Annotated in this window: 18 protein-coding genes; 9 read left to right on the forward strand and 9 right to left on the reverse strand. The window is 47.8% G+C overall.

What is annotated here, in order from left to right:
* Window positions 1-233 precede the first annotated feature (233 nt).
* Window positions 234-1,766, forward strand: coding sequence for a DASH family cryptochrome (locus ACQ4M4_RS01715; protein ID WP_430682717.1), 1,533 nt, complete (start codon window positions 234-236; stop codon window positions 1,764-1,766).
* A 7-nt stretch (window positions 1,767-1,773) separates the two neighbouring features.
* On the opposite strand, the gene ACQ4M4_RS01720 is transcribed toward ACQ4M4_RS01715, so the two are convergent.
* Entirely contained in the window at window positions 1,774-2,157 is a 384-nt protein-coding gene (locus ACQ4M4_RS01720; RefSeq protein ID WP_430682718.1) for a hypothetical protein, read from the reverse strand.
* A gap of 189 nt (window positions 2,158-2,346) precedes the next feature.
* Here ACQ4M4_RS01720 and sat point away from each other — a divergent pair, with 189 nt between their 5' ends.
* Together sat and ACQ4M4_RS01730 are read left to right on the forward strand one after the other, a co-directional pair.
* A complete protein-coding gene (sat, locus tag ACQ4M4_RS01725; RefSeq protein ID WP_430682719.1) occupies window positions 2,347-3,525 on the forward strand; it encodes a sulfate adenylyltransferase in 1,179 nt (392 codons plus the stop codon).
* Window positions 3,526-3,805: 280 nt separating this feature from the next.
* Complete coding sequence (locus ACQ4M4_RS01730; protein WP_430682720.1) at window positions 3,806-4,645, forward strand: PspA/IM30 family protein; 840 nt, start codon at window positions 3,806-3,808, stop codon at window positions 4,643-4,645.
* Between the two features lie 150 nt (window positions 4,646-4,795).
* On the opposite strand, the gene ACQ4M4_RS01735 is transcribed toward ACQ4M4_RS01730, so the two are convergent.
* From ACQ4M4_RS01735 to ACQ4M4_RS01750, 4 genes are all read right to left on the reverse strand, one after another.
* Window positions 4,796-4,987, reverse strand: a complete 192-nt coding sequence (locus tag ACQ4M4_RS01735) for a DUF2949 domain-containing protein (protein WP_430682721.1) — start codon at window positions 4,985-4,987, stop codon at window positions 4,796-4,798.
* A gap of 665 nt (window positions 4,988-5,652) precedes the next feature.
* The gene (locus ACQ4M4_RS01740) at window positions 5,653-6,198 is read right to left on the reverse strand and encodes a DUF192 domain-containing protein (RefSeq protein ID WP_430682722.1); all 546 of its coding nucleotides are present in this window, start codon (window positions 6,196-6,198) and stop codon (window positions 5,653-5,655) included.
* Window positions 6,199-6,201: 3 nt separating this feature from the next.
* Window positions 6,202-6,924, reverse strand: a complete 723-nt coding sequence (gene nblR, locus ACQ4M4_RS01745) for a response regulator transcription factor NblR (protein ID WP_430682723.1) — start codon at window positions 6,922-6,924, stop codon at window positions 6,202-6,204.
* A gap of 117 nt (window positions 6,925-7,041) precedes the next feature.
* Complete coding sequence (locus ACQ4M4_RS01750) at window positions 7,042-7,959, reverse strand: NAD(+) kinase (protein ID WP_430682724.1); 918 nt, start codon at window positions 7,957-7,959, stop codon at window positions 7,042-7,044.
* Between the two features lie 578 nt (window positions 7,960-8,537).
* Between ACQ4M4_RS01750 and ACQ4M4_RS01755 the strand changes: the two genes are divergently transcribed.
* From ACQ4M4_RS01755 to ACQ4M4_RS01765, 3 genes are all read left to right on the forward strand, one after another.
* Window positions 8,538-9,329, forward strand: a complete 792-nt coding sequence (locus tag ACQ4M4_RS01755) for an LmeA family phospholipid-binding protein (RefSeq protein WP_430682725.1) — start codon at window positions 8,538-8,540, stop codon at window positions 9,327-9,329.
* 163 nt (window positions 9,330-9,492) lie between these two features.
* Window positions 9,493-10,143, forward strand: coding sequence for a MotA/TolQ/ExbB proton channel family protein (locus ACQ4M4_RS01760; RefSeq protein WP_430682726.1), 651 nt, complete (start codon window positions 9,493-9,495; stop codon window positions 10,141-10,143).
* Entirely contained in the window at window positions 10,127-10,531 is a 405-nt protein-coding gene (locus ACQ4M4_RS01765; protein ID WP_430682727.1) for an ExbD/TolR family protein, read from the forward strand. Before ACQ4M4_RS01760 ends, ACQ4M4_RS01765 begins: the two co-directional genes overlap by 17 nt.
* A 71-nt stretch (window positions 10,532-10,602) precedes the next feature.
* On the opposite strand, the gene ACQ4M4_RS01770 is transcribed toward ACQ4M4_RS01765, so the two are convergent.
* The 4 genes from ACQ4M4_RS01770 to ACQ4M4_RS01785 all read right to left on the reverse strand — a co-directional run bounded on the left by ACQ4M4_RS01770 (window position 10,603) and on the right by ACQ4M4_RS01785 (window position 16,514).
* Entirely contained in the window at window positions 10,603-10,965 is a 363-nt protein-coding gene (locus ACQ4M4_RS01770; RefSeq protein WP_430682728.1) for a response regulator transcription factor, read from the reverse strand.
* Window positions 10,966-11,004: 39 nt separating this feature from the next.
* Complete coding sequence (locus ACQ4M4_RS01775) at window positions 11,005-12,147, reverse strand: hybrid sensor histidine kinase/response regulator (protein WP_430682729.1); 1,143 nt, start codon at window positions 12,145-12,147, stop codon at window positions 11,005-11,007.
* Between the two features lie 343 nt (window positions 12,148-12,490).
* Complete coding sequence (locus ACQ4M4_RS01780) at window positions 12,491-13,186, reverse strand: response regulator (protein ID WP_430682730.1); 696 nt, start codon at window positions 13,184-13,186, stop codon at window positions 12,491-12,493.
* The gene (locus tag ACQ4M4_RS01785; protein ID WP_430682731.1) at window positions 13,164-16,514 is read right to left on the reverse strand and encodes a PAS domain S-box protein; all 3,351 of its coding nucleotides are present in this window, start codon (window positions 16,512-16,514) and stop codon (window positions 13,164-13,166) included. The genes ACQ4M4_RS01780 and ACQ4M4_RS01785 overlap by 23 nt, the downstream gene beginning before the upstream one ends.
* A 546-nt stretch (window positions 16,515-17,060) precedes the next feature.
* Here ACQ4M4_RS01785 and ACQ4M4_RS01790 point away from each other — a divergent pair.
* The 3 genes from ACQ4M4_RS01790 (at window position 17,061) to ACQ4M4_RS01800 (ending at window position 24,130) form a co-directional block, all read left to right on the forward strand.
* Entirely contained in the window at window positions 17,061-19,877 is a 2,817-nt protein-coding gene (locus ACQ4M4_RS01790; protein ID WP_430682732.1) for a PAS domain S-box protein, read from the forward strand.
* A gap of 89 nt (window positions 19,878-19,966) precedes the next feature.
* Complete coding sequence (locus tag ACQ4M4_RS01795; protein ID WP_430682733.1) at window positions 19,967-21,073, forward strand: hybrid sensor histidine kinase/response regulator; 1,107 nt, start codon at window positions 19,967-19,969, stop codon at window positions 21,071-21,073.
* Window positions 21,074-21,916: 843 nt separating this feature from the next.
* Window positions 21,917-24,130 (forward strand): PAS domain S-box protein, encoded by a 2,214-nt coding sequence (locus ACQ4M4_RS01800; RefSeq protein ID WP_430682734.1) that lies wholly within the window; start codon window positions 21,917-21,919, stop codon window positions 24,128-24,130.
* Window positions 24,131-24,256 lie beyond the last annotated feature (126 nt).

The following is a 24,256-nucleotide window of genomic DNA, read 5'->3' on the forward strand; positions in this document are numbered from 1 at the left end:
TGATCATTTCACAACAATCAACAGCGAAATATTTACACCGGAGTGACACCAGAGAACAGGTCGCCATCAATGATGATAGTAGAGATGATGCAGATGTTACGAACTGTATCATAAGGAGAGGAGGCGATCGCGCTCCTTAGGGCATTTTGCCGATTAAACCTTTTGAACAAACCCATAACCAAACATGAGGCAGTGGGTTCTCCCCTTGCTGCTGTTGTTTTGCGACTTTACCTATGGCTCAAGCACCCATTCTGATTTGGTACCGTGCCGATCTGCGCGTGCATGATCACGAACCGCTGCATCAGGCAGTTCAGGCTCGGCCATCCTCCATCCTTCCGGTGTACTGTTTCGATCCGCGCCACTTCGGCACCACTTCCTTTGGCTTTCCCAAAACGGGAGCGTTTCGAGCCCAGTTTTTGCTGGAAAGCGTGGCGGACTTACGGCAACAGTTGCGATCGCTCGGTAGCGATCTAATCCTTCGCATTGGCAAGCCAGAAGCCGTGATCCCCCAAATGGCTCAGGAGTTGGGCGTGGCAGCGGTCTACTATTACCGAGAAGTGACATCCGAAGAACGGGCCGTCGAATCAGCGCTCAACTCAGCCCTCAGCAAAACTGGGGTTAAGGCCAAAACCTTCTGGGGCCATACCCTCTACTATCCCGACGACTTGCCCTTTGGCATTCCCCAAATTCCCGAGCTGTTCACCAACTTTCGCAAGCAGGTGGAGCGAGAGTCGTCGGTGAATTCGCCGCTGCCCACACCCAAGCAACTGCCACCCCTACCCAATGTTTCGGTGGGAGGCTTGCCCGAACTGGCAACCTTTGGGCTGGAAGCACCCAAACCCGATCCGCGTGGGGTTCTGGAATTTCGAGGTGGCGAAACGGAGGGCAAAGCGCGAGTTCAACAGTATTTCTGGCAGGGCGATCGCCTCCGGGTTTACAAAGAAACTCGCAATGGCCTGTTGGGGGCAGACTATTCCTCCAAATTTTCGCCGTGGCTAGCGTTGGGCTGTCTGTCGCCCCGCTATATCCATGCCGAAGTGGAACGCTACGAGGGCGATCGCATCCAAAACGATTCCACCTACTGGCTCATCTTTGAGCTACTGTGGCGCGACTACTTCCGGTTCGTTTGCGCCAAGCACGGCAACAAGGTCTTCCTCCCCGCAGGACTACAAGGCGTGGACATTCCCTGGAAACAAGACGAAAAGCGATTTGACCTGTGGCGCGAGGGCATGACGGGCTTTCCCCTGGTGGATGCCAATATGCGCGAGCTGGCGGCAACGGGCTTTATGTCCAACCGGGGGCGGCAAAATGTGGCCAGCTTTCTCACCAAAAACCTGGGCATTGACTGGCGCATGGGCGCAGAGTGGTTTGAGTCGCTGCTGATCGACCACGATGTGTGCAGCAACTACGGCAACTGGAACTACACCGCTGGCGTGGGCAATGATGCGCGGGGCTTCCGCTTCTTCAACATCACCAAGCAAGCCAAGGATTACGACCCCGACGGAACCTATGTCAAACACTGGCTGCCGGAGCTGGCTAACCTGCCCGCGAGCAAAGTTCACGAGCCATGGAAGTTGCTACCCATCGAACAGCAGCGGTTTGAGGTGCGCCTTGGTGTGGATTACCCCATGGCCGTGGTGGATTTGTTCAAGTCTGCCGAAGCCAACGAGCGCATCTACAACGAGGCACTGGGCATTCGCAAGGCAGACCGAGGTGGACACAACAATCGGGATGCCCGTCGCAGGGGCGATCGCCGCCGTTCCTAACGTTCTGCTAGCCGCGATCGCGCTCCAGGTCAAACACTGCTTTTTCGTAGCACCATTCCTCTGAACGATCGGGATGCTTGAGCATGAGCGACTGCACTAACCGTTGAGCAGCCGAGCGATCGCCATTCAGCAGCTTCACCAATTTGGCATGAGAGCGACCAGCAGCTCTGGACGCTTGACCCTGTGTCACTGGACGGTGCTGAAGTTTGCCAGCAGTTGGTTTCAATCGAAAGGAGAAGTTGCGATCGCTCGCCTTCCCAGTCGGTTTGGCTGGCTTGTGGGCAACCAGTGTTGTGGAAATGCGGGGTCGATTTTGTCGCTGAATTTCGCGATAGAGCAACCATGTCAAAAACAGAGCAACCGCGCAAATGGCCAGAATCAGAAGCTGCATAGAGGTAAGCACATCAACCGTTGAACAGATTTATACCCGAGTTTGCTGGGTTTAAATTTCCCGGTTTTGAATGGTTCGTCGCTTTCTTCATCAGGGTTTTACAGGTTGTCAAGCAATCCTTGTTTATTTGTTACAGCCCCGTAATAGGATCTAGGGTTAGCAGTGTTAGCCGTTAGAGGGGGAAAAGCCTTGAGTCACCAAATCGAAACGATTGCCGCCCATGGTGGGCAACTGATCAACCGCATCTGCTCTGCCGAACAAAAGCAGGAATTTTTGGATAAGGCCGACCACTTGCCCCGCATTCAGCTCGACGAGCGTGCGTTTTCGGATTTGGTCATGATTGCGATTGGTGGCTTTAGCCCCCTTACCGGGTTTATGGAAAAGGCCGACTACGATCGCGTCGTCAATGAGATGTATCTGGCCAACGGTCTACCCTGGTCGATTCCTGTCACTCTATCGGTTTCGGAAGAGGTCGCTGATACGGTAAAAGAGGGCGACCTAGTGCGGCTGGATGATGCGAGCGATCGCTTTGTGGGCGTGATGCAGCTCACCCAAAAGTACACCTACGACAAAATGCACGAAGCGCTGCACGTGTATCGCACCAACGAGGAAAAGCACCCCGGTGTAGCCGTCGTGTATCAGCAGGGCGCTGTGAACCTGGCAGGCCCCATCTGGCTGCTTCAGCGCGATGCCGACCCCCGCTTCCCCACCTACCAAATTGATCCAGTGGAATCTCGCGCCCTCTTCCAGGAAAAAGGCTGGAAAACCGTGGTGGGCTTCCAAACCCGTAACCCCATTCACCGCGCTCATGAATACATCATCAAGTGCGCCATGGAAGTGGTGGATGGCCTGTTCCTACATCCGCTGGTGGGTGCCACCAAGAGCGATGACATCGCTGCTGATGTGCGCATGAACTGCTACGAAATCATGCTGGAACACTACTTCCCGCGCGATCGCGTCATTTTGGCCATTAACCCCGCCGCCATGCGCTATGCAGGCCCCCGCGAAGCCATCTTCCACGCCCTGGTCCGCAAAAACTACGGCTGCACCCACTTCATCGTGGGTCGCGACCATGCGGGCGTAGGCGACTACTACGGCACCTACGACGCTCAGCACATCTTTGATGAGTTCAAGCCCGAAGAGCTTGGCATCACCCCGCTCAAGTTTGAGCACGCCTTCTACTGCACCCGTACCCAGCAAATGGCCACGACAAAGACCAGCCCCAGCCTGCCGGAAGAGCGGGTTCACCTGTCGGGTACCAAAGTGCGCGAAATGCTCCGCCGTGGTGAGTTGCCACCACCCGAGTTCTCTCGCCCCAAAGTGGCCGCCGAGCTCGCCAAAGCAATGCAAATTCCGGTAGAAGCCTAGAATGTAGGATTTTGGGTTTTGGATTTTTGATTTTGGATTGAATTCCGCAAGCTGCCGAGTGACGCAAGTTGCTCGGCAGCTTGCGATGGGTAGGTTAGGTAGTCTCGACTCCGCGAACCAACGGACAGCGCCCTTCAACGACCCAGCAAAGTCAGGTCACACTCACCCCACAAAGGTCAATCGCTTGCCGATCAACGCCGCAGCACAAACGCCAATCCCAAATCCAAAACATCTGGGTTTATGCCTTTGGAGACAGAGCGACCCAGGCTCGTGGGTTAAGATGGAAAGAGGCAATAGTGGTACGCTAATGGGGCGATCGCTAAATTTACGATTGCCCGAAACGCTGAGTATTACTGGCAAACGGAGCACTCTTATGGGATTACTGGATCGACTTAGCCGCTTGATTCGCGCCACACTCAACAGTTTGATTGGGCAGGCGGAGGATCCAGAAAAAATCCTGGAGCAGGCTGTTATCGACATGCAAGAAGACCTGATCAAGCTGCGGCAGGCAGTGGCTCAGGCGATCGCTGCTCAAAAGCGGAGCGAACGGCAAATGCTTCAGGCCGAGCAGCTCTCAACAGAATGGTACCAGCGGGCGCAGCTTGCCTTGCAAAAGGGCGACGATGGACTGGCGAAAGAAGCCCTGACCCGCCGCAAAACCTATACAGAAACAGCAACCGCCATTAAAGGTCAGCTTGAACAGCAAAACCAAATTGTGGCGCAGATGAAGCAAAACTTGGTCACGCTGGAAGGCAAACTGGCCGAAGCAAAAACCAAAAAGGATATGTACATTGCTCGGGCGCGTTCGGCTCAAGCCTCTGAAAAGTTGAACGATATGCTGGGACGCACCAGCACCAGCAGTGCCGTTGCCGCCTTTGAGCGCATGGAAGACAAAGTGCAGGAGCTGGAAGCCCGCTCTGCTGCGATCGCCGAACTCAACCAAGACACCCTAGAGCAAAAGTTTGCCTCGCTAGAGAGCGGCGATGTAGATGCCGAACTCGCAGCTATGAAGCAACAACTGATGACCGGGGGTGCACCTAGCGAGACAAGCTTGCCAGCCAGCACCGAAAGCGACCCTTCCCTGGATGAGCTAAGAACGCAACTGGAAGAGAGCAACTAGTGATTAGCAACTAGCCATCAACAAGCGGTTAACGATCGCTCTGTACTCACGCTCAGTCCAATAATTTTGTGAATTTCCGTAATTGGCGTAATTGGACGATGTTGAAGCCTAGGCAATGGCAGAGCCACGCGACATCAAATCGGCCATCTCCTAGGCGCTTTCCATCCAGTCGTAAATGCGATTGAGCTGATCCAAGGTGACCAAACCATACTGCCATAGCACCATTGGCAACGGTCCCTGGTTTTTTTCGCTGTGGCGCTGCGCAACTGCGATGGAAGAGTCTGGGAGCAGCAGTTCCTCTCGCAAAAACTGAATCAATTTGGAATAGGTATTAGGCGACATCGTTGTCATCACCTCCTTGGTGGTTGCTAGTGGTTGGTAATTCTGAGCGAAGAGAATGCAAGTTTTGAGGCGTTAGGCGGTTACACTGGAGCGCCCGACAGGCGGGACATCAGATGAAACCATCCTGGGGTAAACCCAATGCGTTTGAAGGCAAGGCTTGGCAATTAAGCGATCCCAACCGCAAGGTGGGACTTATATCGTGGCGGATCAATGGGATAGGTGAAATGACCCAATGGAATGATTCATGTTCACCGGCTACTCGCTTTTTGCATAAGCCAATCGGTACATCTTTCAATACACCGACCAGTGGCATTTGATAGCACTGGCGATCGCCCCATTCCTGTAGATTTCCCGGTGTGCCTATTACATCGCAGAGATAACTCGCAACCCACCGGGATTACACGTTATTTCTTCATGGCGATAAAAGCGATTTCCGTAAACTCCACAGGCTTACGCAGATATGGGATCGGAGTGTAGCATTTCTTTTATCGTTCGATCTAGTAATTTTTTTCTAGTCGGTCGATGAATCATGAAAAACTTACAGACTGAGGGATTTGGGTTCACAAACCGTCCTTGAAACTGGTTTACAGTTCGTTAAAAACCACAGTCTGTTCTACAGCTTAGAAAGTCGTTCCTTAAGGGATCGCCAGTCAACGCTTCAGATATTAAGGCTCCAAAAATCGCAGCTCAACGCGATCACCCTCAGATAGTCCAATCTCGGCAGCCCGACCACCACGCAGCTCAATCACGCTATCCACGGGCACCCGAGGGCCGTAGGTAGGGCAAGGATCGGCATCGCAAGGGGGAGCGGTTACGATCGCCTGCACTTCTCCATTCCGTAAAAACACCATATCCAGCGGAATCAGCACATTCCTCATCCAAAACTGCACCGGACGAGCGCGTCGAAAGGGAAACAACATGCCCCGGTTATCTTCGAGGGAAGGGCGATACATCAAGCCCATGGCCTGCTCTTGGGGCGATCGCGCCACCTCAAGCTGAATCACCTGATCGGCCATCGTTGCTTCGGCGGTAATTGGCAAACTTTGCGCCATCGTTTGAGCCTCAGCCGCTGTCGAAGGATTGGGTGCTGGAGACGAAGAGGGGGAATCAGCAGGAGCGTTTGTGCAACCCATTAGCAACACACTCAAACCAACGCTGAGCAAACAGACCACACCCGATACAACCTGCCGGGTTTGCTTCTCTCGCTTCATCTGCTATGCCTCCCGCAATACATAACCTACGCCACGCACGGTTTGAATTAACCGCTTCTCGCCTTCGTCTTCAATTTTGAGCCGCAGGTAGCGGATATAGACTTCAATCACGTTGGACTCGCCCATGAAGTCGTAACCCCACACATTTTCCAAAATCTGTTCGCGGGTCAACACCTCACGGGGATGCTCCATCAAGTATTTCAATAGCTCAAACTCTTTCATGGTGAGTTCAATGGTGCGATCGCCCCGAAATGCCCGACGCGTTGCCAAATCCAGCATCAAATCTGCAAAGCGAAGCTGTTCGTTGGTTGCGGTATCCGGCTGAAGGTACAGCCGCACCAGCTTCAAAAAATCCTCAGGACGGTACGGCTTAAGGAAATAGTCATCGGCTCCCGCCTCCAAGCACGCCACCCGATCTTCCACCGCATCCTTGGCCATGAGCAGCAGCACCGGATTGCGAATTCCCGTAGCCCGCAAATGCGTACACAGTTGCAAACCCGACTCCCCGGCCAACATCCGATCCACCACGATCAGCTCTGGCTGGAAATCTTTGGCTTGTTGCATGCCCGTAGCGGCATCAAAGGCGATCGCCGTTTCATAGCCCGCATCTTGCAAATCGGCACTCACATGCTGTGCCAACACCTCATCTGTTTCAATCAACAGCACACGAGGGCTACGTTCCAAGTTTCCAGTGTTCATAACTGTTGCGATAAGGGCCGCTGTCATTCCATCAGTTCTAGCATGTTCATTTCTTTCTGGTTTCTCACAGCGCAAAAACCTTGGCCCCTTAGCCGACCTTTTGAACGGCTATCAGCGCCATCCAGGTCAACGACCGCGCAACCGCTACGGAAGTTCCACCGAGGTGGGCTTGGCCACATGGGGTAACCCCCAACCCAACTTTTCGCGCAGCAGGTGAAAGAATTCTGGAGGCTTAAGCCGAATAAACCGAGCCGTATAGGGCGATCGCTGCAACCTCACCCGATCTTCGGGCAGCACATAGCAGCCAGCATTGCCATCCACCACCATCACCAATCGGGTTGGGTTCGCCGGAAAAATCGTCACAGGCTCACTGTCTGCAAACACCAATGCCCGCGAAGCCAGCGAGTGAGGACAAATGGGCACCAGTTGCAACACCGGCACGTTCGGCGTAATGACTGGGCCACCTGCTGATAGGGCATAGGCCGTCGAGCCGGTCGGCGTAGACACAATAATGCCATCCGCCGCAATATCCACCGGAGCGTGCCGACCCACCTCAACCTCAAAGTGGCACATGCTCGTCAACGGTTCACGATGCAGCACCATCTCATTCAGGCACAGAACTTCCCAACACAGCACATCTTGCCGATACAGCTGCACGGCCACCATGGCCCGCTCTTCCACTTCATAGGCCCCTTCCACCAGCATTTCTAGTGATTGGGGTAAGCGGTTGAGATAGGTCTCGGTTAAGAAGCCCATGTGCCCCGTATTGATGGCGAGCAAGGGAATGCCCCACGGTGCGACCTGCCGGGAGGCAGCCAGCACCGTACCATCGCCCCCCAGCACAATGGCAAATGCCATGTCTTCGTCAAAGCCTTGAGGTGCCAAACTCTTGAGCGGAGTATGGCAAATCGGGCGATTGGGTTTTGAGTAGCCTAAAATGCCACCGACCCCAGTCGCCAAAAACACGTCCCATCCATAGGAAACAAGCTTGTCACGCAGTTCTTCGGCAGTTTGACAAGCAACGGGCTTGATATCGTTGTAAATGATGCCAGCTTTGGGCACACGCAGCGTCCGAAATTTAGGGGAGTACAATCATTGGCTATTGAGCGACATAGCCATTTGTCATTAACTATTTAGCTTACCGTTTTGTGGCAGGTAAGCCTATTATGAAGGACGGCTTGTTCTGTAGGATTGAAGTCAACAATTCAAGGACAACGGCGATCCTGGCAAAAAGAGTTGATAAACCCACAGACTTAATCAACCTTAATCAACAGGAAAGTACCGCTCTACCTACCCCATCTCGTTCGATCCCACCTTTACAGGGTAATCGGTTCGCGATCGCCAAGCTCACCTGTCCACCACAAAATCTCGATTCATCATCTCGATTCACCCATCCTCCATCCTTCAACCTTCTTCAAGCTTATAGGCAAGATTACGAATTTCTATCATGCAGTCGAGGAAGCTATTTTGCTTACACAGCATAGCGTTGCAGCGTTTATCGACTGCCATCGTTGAGCCAGAGTGCGGATTTGAGCGATTTCGGCATCACAAAACCGACAGCTTTCGCTAGGATTAAGAAATATTGCGACTCATCTCGCGTTTTGTTACAAAAGGTAACAAACCCAAAAAGGCAGTTTGTCATGTTTGGCGTCCTCAACAACTTCAAGAGCAGTCTCAATGCAGATTTGGGAGAGCAAATGCTGAATGCAGTTGCCAGTCAATCCATTCGCCATTTGTTCACTTCCTGTGAAGCTGTGGAGGTTGATATTCAGTGTCATCCTTCGAGCAAGCTGTTGCAGGGCAGTATTGACAGCTTCAAAATGAGCGGTCGAAATTTAGTCATTCGCCGCGATTTTGAAGTGGAAGAAATGTCTTTTGCGACAGATGCGGTGAGCATCGACCCTGGCTCTGTGCTTGCAGGGCAGATCAAGCTCCGTCAACCGACTCAGGCTGTAGCCCAAGTCATGCTGACCGAAGCCGCAATCAATAAAGCGTTTGAGTCGCCTTTGGTGACGCAGCATCTTGTCAATGTGAAGGCCGAAGCGGTTACTAATTTGTCGGGTGGGGAACCGGTCTCGTTTCGCGACATTCGGGTGAAGCTGCTGCCCGAGAACCAGATCCAACTTCAAGCCGTTACCGATTTGCCCAACCGCAAAGATGTCCCGATTAGCCTGGTGGCAACGTTGACGGTGGAGCGCCGCAAGCGCATTTCGTTTAAAGACCCGCGCTTTGAAGGGGCTGAGGTTCCAGCTGACATGACTGGGCTATCGGAAGTGCTGACGATGGCATTTGCCGAAATTTTGGACAATATGGTGGATTTTGATCGGTTTGATTTGGACGGGGTGATGCTGCGGGTGAACCGCCTAGAAACCCACGGTCAAAAGCTGGTCTTTAGCGGGTATGCTCAAATAGAACACTTTCCCAAACAGTAATTTCCCAAGGTCAGCGATTTGGGAAATTGGCTGGAAGGGTTGTTGCAGTTTGAGTTTACGCGATCGCACTTGTTCACCATTGAGTTGGTTTCAGGTGTGGATCGGGCCCGTGCGGTGCCTTGCGTAGGCTTGGTATATAGCCCGTCTGTCCCCAGATTGACCTATGGACATTCAAAATTTCTTTCAAGCAGGGGGAGTCGTGATGCTTCCCTTGCTGGGTTTTTCGGTGTTGGCGTTTGCGCTGATTTTGGAACGGCTGGTGTTTTGGTCGAAGCTCACCAATCGGCAGGATCGCGTCATTCAAGAGGCGATTGCCCTGTATCGACGGAGCTCGCGGGCCGCCTTTCAGCAGTTGGAAAAGAATGCCGACCTGCCCATGGCCCGTATTTTTTTGGCAGCGCTAGAGCTAGAACAACCTACCCCCGACGAGTTTCGGCTGGCGCTCGAAAGCTCTGCGCAGGCCGAGCTTCCGCTCCTCAAGCGGTTTAGCACTGTGTTTGATACGGTCATTAGCGTGGCACCGCTGCTAGGCCTGCTAGGTACCGTATTAGGCCTCATTCAATCCTTTGCATCACTGCGGTTGGGCGACTTGACGAATACGCAAACCGCTGGAGTGACCTCAGGAATTAGCGAAGCCCTGATTTCCACAGCGGCAGGGCTGGTAGTGGCGATCGCCACCCTATTATTCGCCAATATGTTTCGAGGTTTGTACCAGCGGCAGGTGGCCCTTATTCAAGAGTACGGTGGGCAAATGGAACTACTGTATCGTCGTCGCTACGAGCGCGGAGGAGCTTCTTATGCGTCTTCCCAATGATCCTGAGCCACCACCACAGATCAACATTGTGCCGATGATCGATGTGATCTTTGCGGTACTCACGTTTTTTATTATGTCGTCGCTGTTTTTAACCCGCTCAGAAGGGCTGCCAGTCAACTTGCCAGGGGCAGTCACCTCCGAAGCCCAAAACCAAACTCAGGTGGTTGTGACTATCGACCCTGAAGGACGAATTGCGCTGAATCAAGAATTTATGGATGCAGAAACCCTACAAATTCGGGTGGGTGAACTGGCCGCAGCATCCCAAGATGGGCCAATGGTGATCGTCAATGCAGATCGAGTTGTGCCTCACGGGCAGGTCGTGGAGATTATGGATCGGCTGCGAGCAATTCCTGGCGTGCGGCTGGCGATCGCCACTCAGCGCCCCTAGCCTTTCAAAATTCAGCCAGGTTACCCAAACCGTTACACCTGGGTCTGCCCCTCCCACTTTATAGATATGAATTAATTCAATAGACGGGACACCACATTGAGTAGGTCGGCAGCAGTATAAGGTTTTGTTAAATAATCGTTCGCCCCTAGCGCCAATCCAAGTTCAGTATCCGTTTTATGCGATTTTGCTGTGAGAAAAACAAATGGAATTGTCGCAGTTGTTGTTGCTTGCTTCAGGGCTTGAAGAACTTGATGCCCATCTAAAAGCGGCATCATCATGTCGCAAAGAATTAAGTCTGGCAGGTGATGTTGAGCCAGTTGAATGCCTGCTAATCCATCAGGGGCACTGATAGCCTCATAATTTTCTAGTTCCAGCAGTTCTACCAAATTATCTCGAACAAATTCTTCATCTTCAATGACCAAGACTTTTTTCATCAGAACCTAAGCCCATACTAAATTAGTAAATGAATCGTTTTACGCGGAGACCCTGAGTGGTAGGGGATTTACTCTACTGAGGGGAAGGTGAATAGTAAAGCTGATCCACCCAGCTTGGCTATCAACTGTAAGAGTACCTTTTAGTTTTTCCACTAGTTTTTCTAAAATTGTCAGTCCCAGTCCAGTACCAAGTTGCTTACTAGAACGCGCATTAGAGGCACGATAGAACTTCTTGAAAAGATTGGGTACTTCTGTTGCGACGATGTCTGCTGTGTTACTAATTTTGAAAATTAAGTTAAAGCACGATTTTGAATTATTATCAGTTTGATGATAATCAATATCAATATTAATTGAACCCTGAGGTGGAGTGTACTTGCATGCATTACTCAATAATTCGGTGAGAATGCGTTCTAAGCTGTGGCGATCGCCAAATACTAGTGAAATCTCAGGAATTGCATTAATGGTAAGAGCCTGATGATTATCCTGGATCCGGGTTTCCCAGATATTAATAATCTTCGTCAGGCAATCATAGACGCTAAAGACTTCTGACGCAGTAAACGCACAATCCGATTCTAACCGTTGCAGATCTAAAATATCGTTAATAAGATCAAGCTCTCGGACACATTCATCCTGCAAAATCTTCATATAAGACTGCTGCTTTTCCACTGAATCAGCCGTCTTCAGTAAACTAATCACCATTTGCATATTGGTTAGCGGGCTTCGCAAGTCGTGAGATAACACGCTGAGCGTATCTTCTTTGCTTTCATTAAGCTGTTGCAGTTCTTGAATAGTATGCTGGAGTTGCGCGATCGCAGCTTGTTTGGCTAATCGGGTAGAAATCGCATCTAACAATTCAGCGGATTCAAAGGGTTTTGTGAGATAGTCATCTGCACCTAACTTCATGCCGTGTCGAATGTTGGTTTTCTCAGCTTTGGCTGATAGAAAAATAAAAGGGATAAATGCCAATTGTGAATCTTGGCGGAGTGAGGTCAGGAGATCATACCCATTTAAGCCGGGCATCATGATATCAGAAATGATCAAATCGGGGCATATAGACTGTGCTTGGGCTAATCCCTGAGCGCCTGTATCTGCACAAATGACATCAAACCCCTCTAACTCCAGAAGATCTTGCAAATTAGCTCGAATCAACTCATCGTCTTCAATTACAAGGATTTTTTTCATGAGTCTAGTTTCGTAATGTAAGCGACAGTGAAGCGACCACTGAGCAAATAAATTTATGCAATCAGACAAAGGCTGTCGCCGCTCAAACTCAAGCTAATTCCAATTAAGTTATCGATTAACGTGTCAAAGCGGCTTAAATAGATTTCATGACTTAAGATTTCATGGCTTATGCTGGCAAACATTCTCTATTAAATTTTGACACAGCAATAACCAGCTTGCTTCATTATCAAACCATCATTGACTTAAAGTTCATCAAACCAAACTCATTGATTTAGGCTTTCTTTATGAAAAGATTTTTGATTTTTACCCTGTTCAGGGTAGGTTCTTAAACTTCTCCTAATAGTTATTTCTTTAATAAATTAAGCTGTCTTAATAGTTTGGAATTCTCCGGTGTTAACAGATTTTTTAGCTCTTCAATTTGGTTCAACAAGTTAATCTCACGATCGCACTCATCTCTGAGGATTTGTAAGTAACGATTGCGATCATGATCAGTTTTGGCATCTTTGATCATGCAAATTGCCATATTGATATTAGAGAGCGGATTTTTCAACTCCTGAACGAAGTTATTCAAGAAGTCTTCTTGCGTAGTCATAAACTGTTGTAAGTCATGTACTTCCTTTCCTAACACCTCTGCTCGACGGCGTTCAGTCTGATACTGCTGCATCAAGTTTGTATGCTTCTCTAAACGGGTAGCGATCGCTTTCAACAGTTCATTGGCCTCATAAGGCTTTGCAAGATAATCGTCCGCACCTAAATCCATTCCTTCTCGAATATCTGCCCGCTCCGTTTTAGCGGTCAGAAAAATGAAGGGAATGGTAGCCGTCGCTGAGTTTTGCCGAAGTTGATGTAATACTCCAAACCCATCAAGTTCAGGCATCATTACATCACAAATAATCAAGTCTGGTTTAAACTTCTGCGCTAGTTGCACCCCAACTACACCATTTTCAGCACTAATTGCCTGAAATCCTTCTAGCTCTAACAGCTCGATGGTATTTTCCCGGAGTAGTGTTTCATCTTCAATTACTAATATTTTCGTCATGGGTCGGGTTGGCTTGCAAAGCAGGAAGTTTAACTACAAATAGTGTGCCCGTGTCTTCTTGACTCGTAACAGAAATTGTTCCACCTTGCAGGTCAACACATTTCTTGACGATGGTTAGTCCTAATCCCGTTCCTGATATGGTTCCAACATTATGCCCTCGATGAAATGACTCAAAAATGTGGGGGAGATCTTTAGCAGGAATGCCAATCCCTTGATCCTGGATGCGGAATGTCACCCAATTTTGCTCACAACTCAACGTAAAATCGATACTGCTTCCATTGGGAGAGTACTTCAATGCGTTCGAAAGTAAGTTATTCAAGATTTGTTGGAGTAATTTCTCATCTACACAAACTATCGGAATCTCCTGTATGCACGAAAACTGAATCTGGTGCTGATCGTTGTCACTCAGTTGCAAGTCAGCAACTAATGCATGGCAAAACTCAAGTACATTTATGTGTTTCGGTTGATATTGGAGCTTGTTTGCTTCTGCCTTACTGAGCACCAAAATATCCTCTAAAAGTTGTGTCATTCGCCGTCCGGCAATTTGAATGCGTTGGAAGTGAGTCATTTTTTTCTCATCATTCCATTTATACCCATAGTTTTCTAGCAAAGAAGCAGATGACAGAATAACAGTTAGAGGGGTGCGAAATTCATGGGAAGTCATGGAAATAAATCGTGACTTTAGTTCTCCTAATTCACGTTCTTTAACTAATGCCTTATGGATTTCAAATTCTGATTGTTTGAGCTCTGTTATATCAGTTTGAATTCCAACATAATGAGTGAGTGTATTGTCTGCATCGTAGATAGGTGCAATGCTCAACTCATTCCAAAAGAGTGTGCCATCTTTCCGATAGTTTTGTAGGGTGACGGTGCAGGGTTTACCGGCTTTGAGGGCAGCTCTCAAAACATCCAGGTCGGGTTGCAATCGCTGGTTCCCTTGGAGAAGTCGGCAGTTGTGTCCCATGATCTCTGACTGCGAATATCCAGTCATTTCTTGAAAGGCAGGGTTGACATAAATCACTGGATTGTCTGGTAAACGAGCATCACAGATAACAATCCCATTATTGCTGGCAGAGACAGCGCGATCGCGTAGTTTGAGTTCAGTTTCGATGCGTTGACGTTCTTGAATTTCTTGGGAAAGTTGGGCAATCGTTCGACTCAGTTCGGCTGTCCGCTCCTGAACCTTAATTTCTAAATCATGTTTTGCGGTTTCTAATATATTTTGGGCTTGCTTATGAATAGTGATATCTCTGGAAAAGACTGATACTCCAACTACCGCCTGAGTTTGTTCTTGATAAATGGGATTAAAAGATACTTCTAGATAACGCCCAGAAGAGGGTGAACCACTTTGATATTCAGTCGAAAAATGTTCGCCTGCTAATGCTCTATCATAAAGGGCTTTCCAGTACTTTCTATGGTCTGGTGACAGGTAAGATAAAATGTCGCAACCCGCCTCTAAACACTGCTGGTAAGTATATTGAAAACATCTGGAAAAAGCAGAATTCAGGGTAATAAGCCGATAATTGACATCTACAGACCAGATCAGATCTTCTGTATTCTCAATCAAGGCAAGTAAATTTGCCTCACTTTGTCGAAGTGCAGCTTCAACGGCTTTGCGATCGCTAATATCTCTCACAATAACTAGGACTTCATCATCATTGATGGCAATAATCCGGGCTTCTTCATAACACAGAACATCATTAACAACCAATTGAAACTCTTGAAACTGCACCTCACCCGTTTCGAGTGCAGCTTGGGCCAACTCCATTCGTGTTTGAGCAATATCAGGCGGTAATGCCTGAGCAGGGGTTTTGCCAACTCCCTTCGCTGGCGAAAAAACTGCCTGAAACCCTGGTGGATAGCGGTAATCTAAATATGTGCCAGTTTTGGTCATCCGGATTATCAGATCAGGGATGGCTTCCAGTAAAGCCCGATTGGTCGCTTCACTCTTCAGCAAGGCGGCTTCTGCTTGTTTGCGAGCTGTAACATCTACCGTATTGCCTACTACTCGAACGGGATGACCGTTTGAATCTCGCAAAATAAGTGCCTGGTCATGGACATAAATATACTGGTCTTGCCGATTTCGAATGCGGTACTCCAGATCATATCGACTGGCAGTTTTCAAGGCTGCTGCGATCGTTTCACAGGCAACCGCATGGTCGTCAGGATGAATACGACTGATCCACCATTCACCGGTCGTATCACATTCCTCTGGGGCAAACCCAAGTTGGGTTCCCACTCCTTGCGATCGATCGATGTAATTTCGGGGAACATCCCAATCGTAAATGGTGCTATTGACAGCAGCCGTCGCCAGACGGTACCGTTCATTTGCTTGATGTAAGGCGATTTCCGACTGCTTGCGATCGCTAATGTCGCGCACAATAATCAGAACCTCATCAAGTCCTAGCGCAACGATCTGGGCCTCCTGATAATGCAGTTCTCCGTCAATCTCCAATCCAAACTCGCAAGATTGCTTAGAATCAGTCTCTAATGCCTGTTCCACACAAGCCATTGTTTCTACGGCAAGCTCGAATGGGAGCAATTCATAAACAGTTTTGCCAATTGCAGTTTCGGGAGAATGAAGCACTTTAGAATTCTTTGAAGGCTTAAAATCCAGGTATGTCCCTGTGCGGCTTAAACGAATTAGGAGAGCTGGCACCGTTTCCAGTAATGCCCGATTGGTTGCTTCACTTTTTAGCAGCTCGCGTTCAACCCGATTACGATAGCTGACATCCCGTACAACTATCAGCACTTCGTCCGTTTGAATTGGCACAATATATACTTCTTCGTCAGCAAGAACCTGGTGTCTCTCACTTTGGAATTCAAATACCTGAGGCTCACGTGTGGTTAGTGCCCGATCAATGTGTTCTAAGTACTGCTCGGCTAGCTCAATTGGTAAATGATCATAGATGCTGCTCCCATAAACAGATTCAATATTAGCTAATGGAATAAAATTTCTGGTCGGACGAAAGTCTAGGTATATTCCACTTCCAGACATCCGAATCAGTAGCTCTGGATCTGGATCGCCTAAAGTTTTGTTGGCATCCGGTTGTGTCCATTCATGTGCATCGCGTAATGACCTGGCTGATAAAGCCGGTGAACCGTGAGATGAATCAGTCTTTACCCAGTTGGGGCGTTCCGGGAAAAGCTCTGTTTCCAGTTGATATAACTCACTCAAAATCCCATTGGCTGGAGCAATCAGTGCGTTCGCGTTCGCATCGCTTTCGCAGAGGTGCTCAATGTGTTCCAGCAGGTCCCGCACCTGGTTTTGCAACTGCTGGATTGTTTTATGGCTATGGCGAAGATTTCCATCTATATTCTGTTTCATATTTAGTATGTTGTATCAGCTAAGAAAGAAACTAAATTTAGCTTAAATTGATGTTCTTGAGTATTCCCTAACTATCTGGATCTTGCTCATAGTAAGCAACGATCTTCAGTGAAGGAACCGACTCTCGCACAAAATAAGTTGATACTGCCTCCTTGTTTAAAGTTAGAAGGCTCTTAGCCAATTGACAATTCGTGGTCTGCCTATCGGCATGGATCCGTGGAATTTGGGCTGTGTGATCCGTGATTTCTCAGGAGTACGGAGGCCGACTACAGTTTTTTGCTTAGTGGTGTTAGCTGCCACACCTAGGAAAAAGCCATTTTGCATGTGCAAACGTGAGCGAGCACGAGTTTTGTTGTTGGATTACTGATTGGTACGGAGAGTGAGCTCGAGAAATTAACGAGGTGGCTTTACCGAGAACACGCAACACCCGTTTCGAGGTTTTTCACGATGTTATATTTTACCCAAGCTGAAAAGATGAATTCATGGGTTATTTCGTAGAAATCTACGATTGGTCTGTAGAGCATTTCCACTTGATCGGGACACGCAATGGATGTAATTCCGGCAATTGCATCAAACGAGTCGCTTACACCATTCCTATTTATTGTCCTAAATCCAGTTATGTTGCACAATCATTTTTTACATCCTGCAATCCGCCCTGCAAATCGCTTGCAATATGCGCTATTTAATAGCGCTCCACATGTGATGATTGCAACAGATAATCAAGGCACTATTCAGGCGTTTAATGCAGCAGCAGAAAAACTGCTGGGTTACTCGGCTGAAGAAGTGATAGGGCGATTAACCCCTGTTGTTTTTCATGATTCAACTGAACTTTGGCAGGATTCTAATTATCAACAAGGGCGAGAGTATCACTTGATCCAACCGGGTGTTGAGGTTCTGGTGTCTAAGGCTCGTCAGGGAATGGTGCATGAGCAGGAATGGACATACCGTTGTAAGAATGGCGATCGCATCCTTGTCTGGTTATCGGTTGCGCCAATCCAGGATGAAAACAATATGTTGCTGGGTTTCCTGTTTAGTGCGCAGGATATTACCGCTCAACGGCGCGCAGAGATAGCGACAAAGAAAACTGAATTGCATTTTCGCCAAATGGTGGGAAATGTTCCTGGCATGATTTATCAGCATATTTGCCATAAGGATGGAACAGATTACTTCCCTTTTGTCGGGTGTAACTGTTTTTCGATCTTTGAGGTTGAGCCAACGGATATCCAGAAAAACGCAAATACCCTGTGGGAGATGGTTGATCCCGATGACCTCCGGGCTTTTCGGAGAAACTCTGCTTTGGCCGCGCAATTGTTGCAAACTTATGAAACAGAACTGAGGATTGTAACTCCGACAGGCTGTGTGAAGTGGATTCAAAGTATTGCACATCCAACAATGCAACCCAATGGAGACATTATTTGGGATGGCGTAATGATTGACATTAGCAATCGCAGAAAATTGGAACAGGAGCGCGATCGCTTTTTTAACCTACCCCTTGATATTCTGGCTGTTCTTCACTTAAATGGTGTTTTTCGTCAGGTGAATACTGCCGTGATGGATATCTTGGGGTATTCTATCCAGGAATTTCAGTCTCAACCGTTGCCTGAACTGGTGCATCCAGACGATCAAGAAGCGACCCGAAAGGCGCTGGAACGCTTGAGCCAGGGGAGTACAGCGTTTTTTGAGAATCGGTGCCGCTGTCACGATGGTTCCTACAAATGGTTATCCTGGAAAGCGATTCCTGTACCTGAAGAGAATTTAGTTTATGCGATCGGGCGAGATGTGACGGTGAATAAAACCGCAGAAATGGCATCTCGTCAATTGAATCATGAACTTGAGAATCGCGTGCAAGAACGCACGGTGGAGTTGCAGAAAGCGCATCAAGAGTTGTCATTTCTGATTGAGAATTTCCAACTTGCAGCCATCGAGTGGGATGCCGATTTTCGGGTACAGCGTTGGTCGCCAGAAGCTGAAAAATTGTTTGGATGGGGGGCTGACAACATTGTTGGTAAAGCGCCTTACGATTGGAAGTTCATCTATGAGGCGGATCAAGCGATCGCAAATGAAACTATCCAAGCACTATTGCACGGGACCGCTTCACGCGGTATGTATTCCATTCGTAACTACACGGCTGATCAGTCTATTGTGTATTGCGATTGGTTTCATTCTGCTTTAGTGGATGAAACTGGCAAACTAGTGTCAGTTTTATCGTTGGTTCTCAACATTACGGAACGGAAGCAGGCAGAGGAGGATTTAAAGGCTTCTCAACATCGTTTTTCAACGGCATTTAACCGAAGTCCGGCGGCGTTATCAATTACAACGTTTCCAGAAGGTATTCAGCTTGATGTGAATGAAAGTTGGGTATTGAGTACTGGGTATAGCCGTGAGGAGGCGATCGGGCGGCAATCGTCTGATCTGAGGTTTTGGGAATTTCCACTTGAACAACAGCAGTTCATTCAGACCTTAAGTGAACAAGGCTCAGTAAGAAATTTGCTAATGCATTCTCGGATTAAGAGTGGGGAAATTCGCAAAATTTTACTTTCTTCTGACTTGATTGAGTTAGATGGTCGATCGTGTTTATTAAACTCTGCGATCGATATTACTGAGCAAAAACATGCAGAGGATAAAGTCTTACAAGCATTAGAACGAGAAAGAGAGTTGGGTGAATTGAAAACGCAATTTATCACAAACACTTCTCATGAGTTCCGCACCCCTCTCACAACAATCCTAGGGTCTGCCGAGTTGCTAGATTCAGTTCGCCAGAATTTAACGGAGGAGAAGAAGCGAAAACACTGCGATCGCATTAGGTTTGCGGTTAAGCATATGACTCAACTGTTAGATGATGTCTTAATTGTCAGTAAGGCTGAAGCTGGTAAATTACCTTTTGACCCAATACGGATAGAACTTACAGCGTTTTGCCGTAATTTGGTTGAAGACTTAAAATCGGGTATTGGCAAGGATTGTACAATTCATTTCTCTAGTCAAACAGAACCCATTATGGGTGAGTTTGATGAGAAGTTACTCCGACAAGTTTTAGAAAACTTGATCTCCAATGCCGTGAAATATTCCCCACAAGGACAACCTGTTTATTTCGAGTTACGGGAAACACAAGAAACTGCCGAATTCCGCGTTCAGGACAAAGGAATTGGTATTCCAGACGCTGAGATTCCTCATCTGTTTGAACCATTTCAAAGAGCGAGTAATGTTGGTGGCATTTCAGGCACGGGCCTGGGACTGTCGATTGTTAAAAAAGCGGTTGAATTACACCAAGGAATTATCACTGTTAATAGTCATGTGGGGCAAGGTTCCTTGTTCACAGTGATTATGCCTCGATGCACGCAATCAGGCGATCGCAAAGATAGTTAATTCACATCGCAGACTCCTAGGTATCTGAATCGAAAATTCACAGGTGAATTACTAAACCTTAGGCAACTCTAATTAGGATAGAAACTACAATGAGACAAGCAAAGCAAAGTATTTTAGTGATTGAAGATGAAAGTTCCATCCGCGACATTATTACAGAGATGCTGGAAGATGAAGATTTTCAGGTGACCTGTGCTGAAGACGGGCAACAAGGGCTAGAACTCGTTCAGCATCACATTCCTGATTTAATTATTTGCGATATCATGATGCCTCGGATGCAAGGGTATGATGTTTTATCCAATCTTCGATCAGATGAACAGACTTCTATCATTCCATTTGTTTTTTTGACTGCGAAAGCGGATAAAGTGAATCTCCGAACTGGGATGGATTTAGGTGCAGATGACTATCTCACAAAACCATTTACTCGCTCTGAATTAATTTTCGCAGTCAAATCCCGCTTGGAAAGACAAGCGGGGCTTAACAAACACTACAATCAGCAATTAGAGGAACTTCGAAAGGGAATTTCCTCCTCAATGCCCCAAGAATTAATATCTCCCATCAATGGCTTGGTGGGATTGTCTGAGTATTTAGCTGCCAAATATAACTCAATCTCGGCAGATGAACTTTTAGAAATTGCTCAGTTAATCAATAAATCTGCATGGCGGTTTGATCGAGTAGTTCAAAATACGTTGCTGTATACCAAACTGGCATTAGCAGAGACTCCAATGACACCTGAAGATTTACAGGAGTCCTGTGACTATTCGTTGTTGACAGTCAAGGACAGTGCCATTAAAGCGGCTCAAGCTGTAAATCGAACAGCTGATTTGCAATTTGAACTGGAGGACATCCATGTCCTCATATCAATGAAGAACTTGCAGAAGATTGTTGAGGAGTTGGTCGATAATGCATGCAAGTTTTCTAGTGCGGGAACTCCAATTCAGATTTCTACTCGCCTTTGTAATGAGTATTTTACTCTGCAAGTGCGCGACCAAGGTTGTGGTATGAAGTCTGTTAAGGTAACAGATATCGGTGCTTACAAAAAGTTCAATGATGAATTCTCCAATGGGTCTGGTTTAGGGCTAATCATTGTGCAGCAGCTAATACAACTCCACAGGGGCGAGTTTGCGATGGAAAGTGCGCCCGGAGCAGGAACGTTAGTAGAGGTTAAGCTGCCTACTGTCGATCACCGAGTCAACTGAATGCGCCTCAGGGTTGAGCGGTTCCAGGAATACGCAGGCTTCCCAAGGCATAGACTCCAGTTGTTTCTATCGGAATTTCAAACTGAAGCGTGGCTTCGGGAAAGTCCAGGAATTGGATTTCATATCGCCCTGGCTTAAACAGTTGTGTCTCAAAGAAGTGTAGGTTGATAAACTAGGGACGGATTGCTGCCAGTGGTACAGCGATGGGTGGTCAGTCTATGAGCGGGTGTTACCTGACTGGGTAACTCTGTGAGTGGGCAAAACAGGAACTCAGAAGTTGGAACGAACCAATGGTATTTCGAAAGGCCAGGTTGGACAATAGCATCGTCGGCAATACAAGTTTGGCAAGGTATGGGAACAAAGCGAAGTCACTCTGCGTTTAGTGGTGAGCGATTTCAATTGGATTTGGGTGAACAGTTGGACGAAAGATACGGTAGCAGAACGGGTTGGATTTGCTATCAATGCTTGGTCTTGGGATGATGTCGCAACTTTCCCCACACTTCTTTGAGGTGCAACCCGGTAAGTTACATCGCATTTCCGTATGGTTGTCTATAGTTACCCCAGCAATGTCTGTAACACATCGTTCCTAATAGCAATATTCCCCACATTGAAACAGTGATCTGTCCTTTCTCTGGTGTACTGGAGTAACTCATCCATCTTTGTGCCCCTATACGAAATCCTGTAGGGGGTATGACCGTATGAATCGTATTTTCTAGAAACGAGAGATGCGTTGAGAATACCTTTGCTGGTGCATTGAACAGGGCTAAATTGCTACTGACCCTGTGCCATCCTCCCCTGTGGAGGGAATCCTATAGGGATAATGTCTCCTCTGTCTCCTTCTTTATGGTTGCAACGGTGTTTACAGCAGCAGAACTATGCGAACAAGCGGCAGACCTATGCGAACAAGCGATTGATCGAGATTTGCTCGTCGTATCGCCAGAGATGCGTGTTGGAGATGTTATAAATCAGATGAGCCGTCTGCGATCGCTTCCGTCTTTACCAACTGTCGGTCAGCCTGAAGTCAATCCCTCAGATTTTGTTGCAACTCGCTGCGCCTTGATTGTGCAGGACTTCTGTGTGGTTGGCATCTTTACCACTCAAGATATCGTGCGGTTGCATAACCAGGGTTTACTCGATTGCGATTGCCCCATTGCAGACGTCATGACAACTCCGGTTATTACTCTAGCAAAGTCAGAGTTAGCCAATCCCTTTGATGCTTTAACTCTGCTACACCAGCACCACATTCGACATCTACCCATTCTTAGTCATACCCAAGCAGTGATTGGTCTTGTCACCACAGAAAGCATGTTGCAATTGGCAGAGTCACTGTTCCTCTTCCAACAGCAAGTTATTCAGTCACAAACAACCCAACTCGATGTCCACATTGCCCAGGAATCCCGCGATCGCGAGCGAATAGATGCGGCATTAAAACAGAGTGAAGACAAGTTACAAGCATTGATTGAAGCCCTGCCAGACTTAATCATGCGGATTAGTGGGAATGGCACCTATTTAGATTTCTTTCCTAGTCAAGCATTTAAGATCCTTCAAGGTGCTGATCGCTCTGGAAGAACGCTTTGGGATGGATGCTTACCAGTCGAACTCGCTGAACAGCGAATGTACTATATTCAACGAGCACTGCAAAACAAAGCGCTGCAAATTTACGAACAGCACATTCTGATTGACGATAAACTCCGAACTGAAGAAGTTCGGGTGGTAGTGTGTGGAGACGACGAAGTATTGCTGATTGTGCGGGACATTACCGAGCGCAAGGAAGTCGAAAATGCCCTGATTCAACTAAATCAAGATTTAGAGAGCAAGATTAGGCATCGCACACAATCTCTGAAAGAGAGTGAAGAACGGTTCCGTCAGATTTTTGAGCAAAGTCCTTTAGGGATTGCCATTACCGATTTGGATGGCAATGTGGTGAGAGCCAATTCACGTTTAACGGCAACGTTGGGTTATGCAAATCCATCGGAGGTCTTGGGTTTGTCGATTCAAGATTTATTGTGCTTTGAATCTTCTGCCAATGGAGTGCTCCCGTTACAGCAGTTATTGGAACAAACCCTATCGGTTATTTCTTTTGAAAGTAAACCTGTGACGAAGGATGGCAAAACTCTTTGGGTGAATGTTACCAGTGCCTTAATTTTTTCATCCAACTTTCCATCCAGTATTATCCATTTAATAGAAGATATTACCGATCGCAAACAAATTGACAACCAAATGCGAAATCTCTCCAAGCGTCTCAGTTTAGCCGTTAAGGCGGGTGAGGTTGGAATTTGGGAGTGGAATGCCGTCACCAATGAATTGGTTTGGGATGAGCGGATGTTTCAGTTGTATGGTATTCAGTTGTCGGACTTTACAGGCACCTACTTTGACTGGCTACAGCGAGTTCATCCGGAGGATCAGCAGGACACGCAAGGGGCGATTGAGAAAGCACTTCAGGGGGAACGAGAGTTTGATACGGAGTTTCGAATTTTGCATTCTGACGGTACCGTTCGCTTTATTAAAGCGGGTGCACTGCTTGAGCGAAATCAACAGGGCCAGCCTCAACGGATGATTGGCGTAAATTTTGACATTACGAATCATAAACAGGCACAAGCTGTCATTTCGCAATACGCCCGTGAAGTTGAAGATCTTTACAATCACGCTCCATGTGGATATCACTCGGTTGACGCCCAAGGGAAAATCATCAAAATCAACAACACAGCACTGCAATGGTTAGGCTTTAGACGAGATGAAGTATTGGGCAAAAGTGTTGAGGAATTTCTCTCAGAAGAAAGTGCTCAATTTTTTCGAGAAAATTACCCCGTTTTCAAACGCCAGGGAGCCATTCAAGATATAGAATTGGACTTTATTTGTCGCGATCGCACCATCTTTCCAGTTTTGCTTAATGCAACAGCAGTCAGAGATCAGGATGGGACCTATTTATATAGTCGTTCTACATTATTCGATCACCGCAAATTAAAAGTAGCAACAACCAGCTTAAAACGTCAGCTTGTCGCGATCGAGGCCGCGATCGATGGAATCGCCATTCTGGCTGAAAACAGGTATACCTAGGGCGTGCTGAAAAAGTATTTCACGAGTTTTAAGAAGACAGACGGTTAAATCTTGGGATTCGCTAGAACTTAAGCAGCAGCCAGGGCGCATTGAGGATCGCGCCACTGCCGCTGCCATCGGTTGAAC

The sequence above is a fragment of the Leptolyngbya sp. AN02str genome (genome assembly GCF_050565595.1).
In the GTDB taxonomy this organism is placed as follows: domain Bacteria; phylum Cyanobacteriota; class Cyanobacteriia; order Elainellales; family Elainellaceae; genus Kaiparowitsia.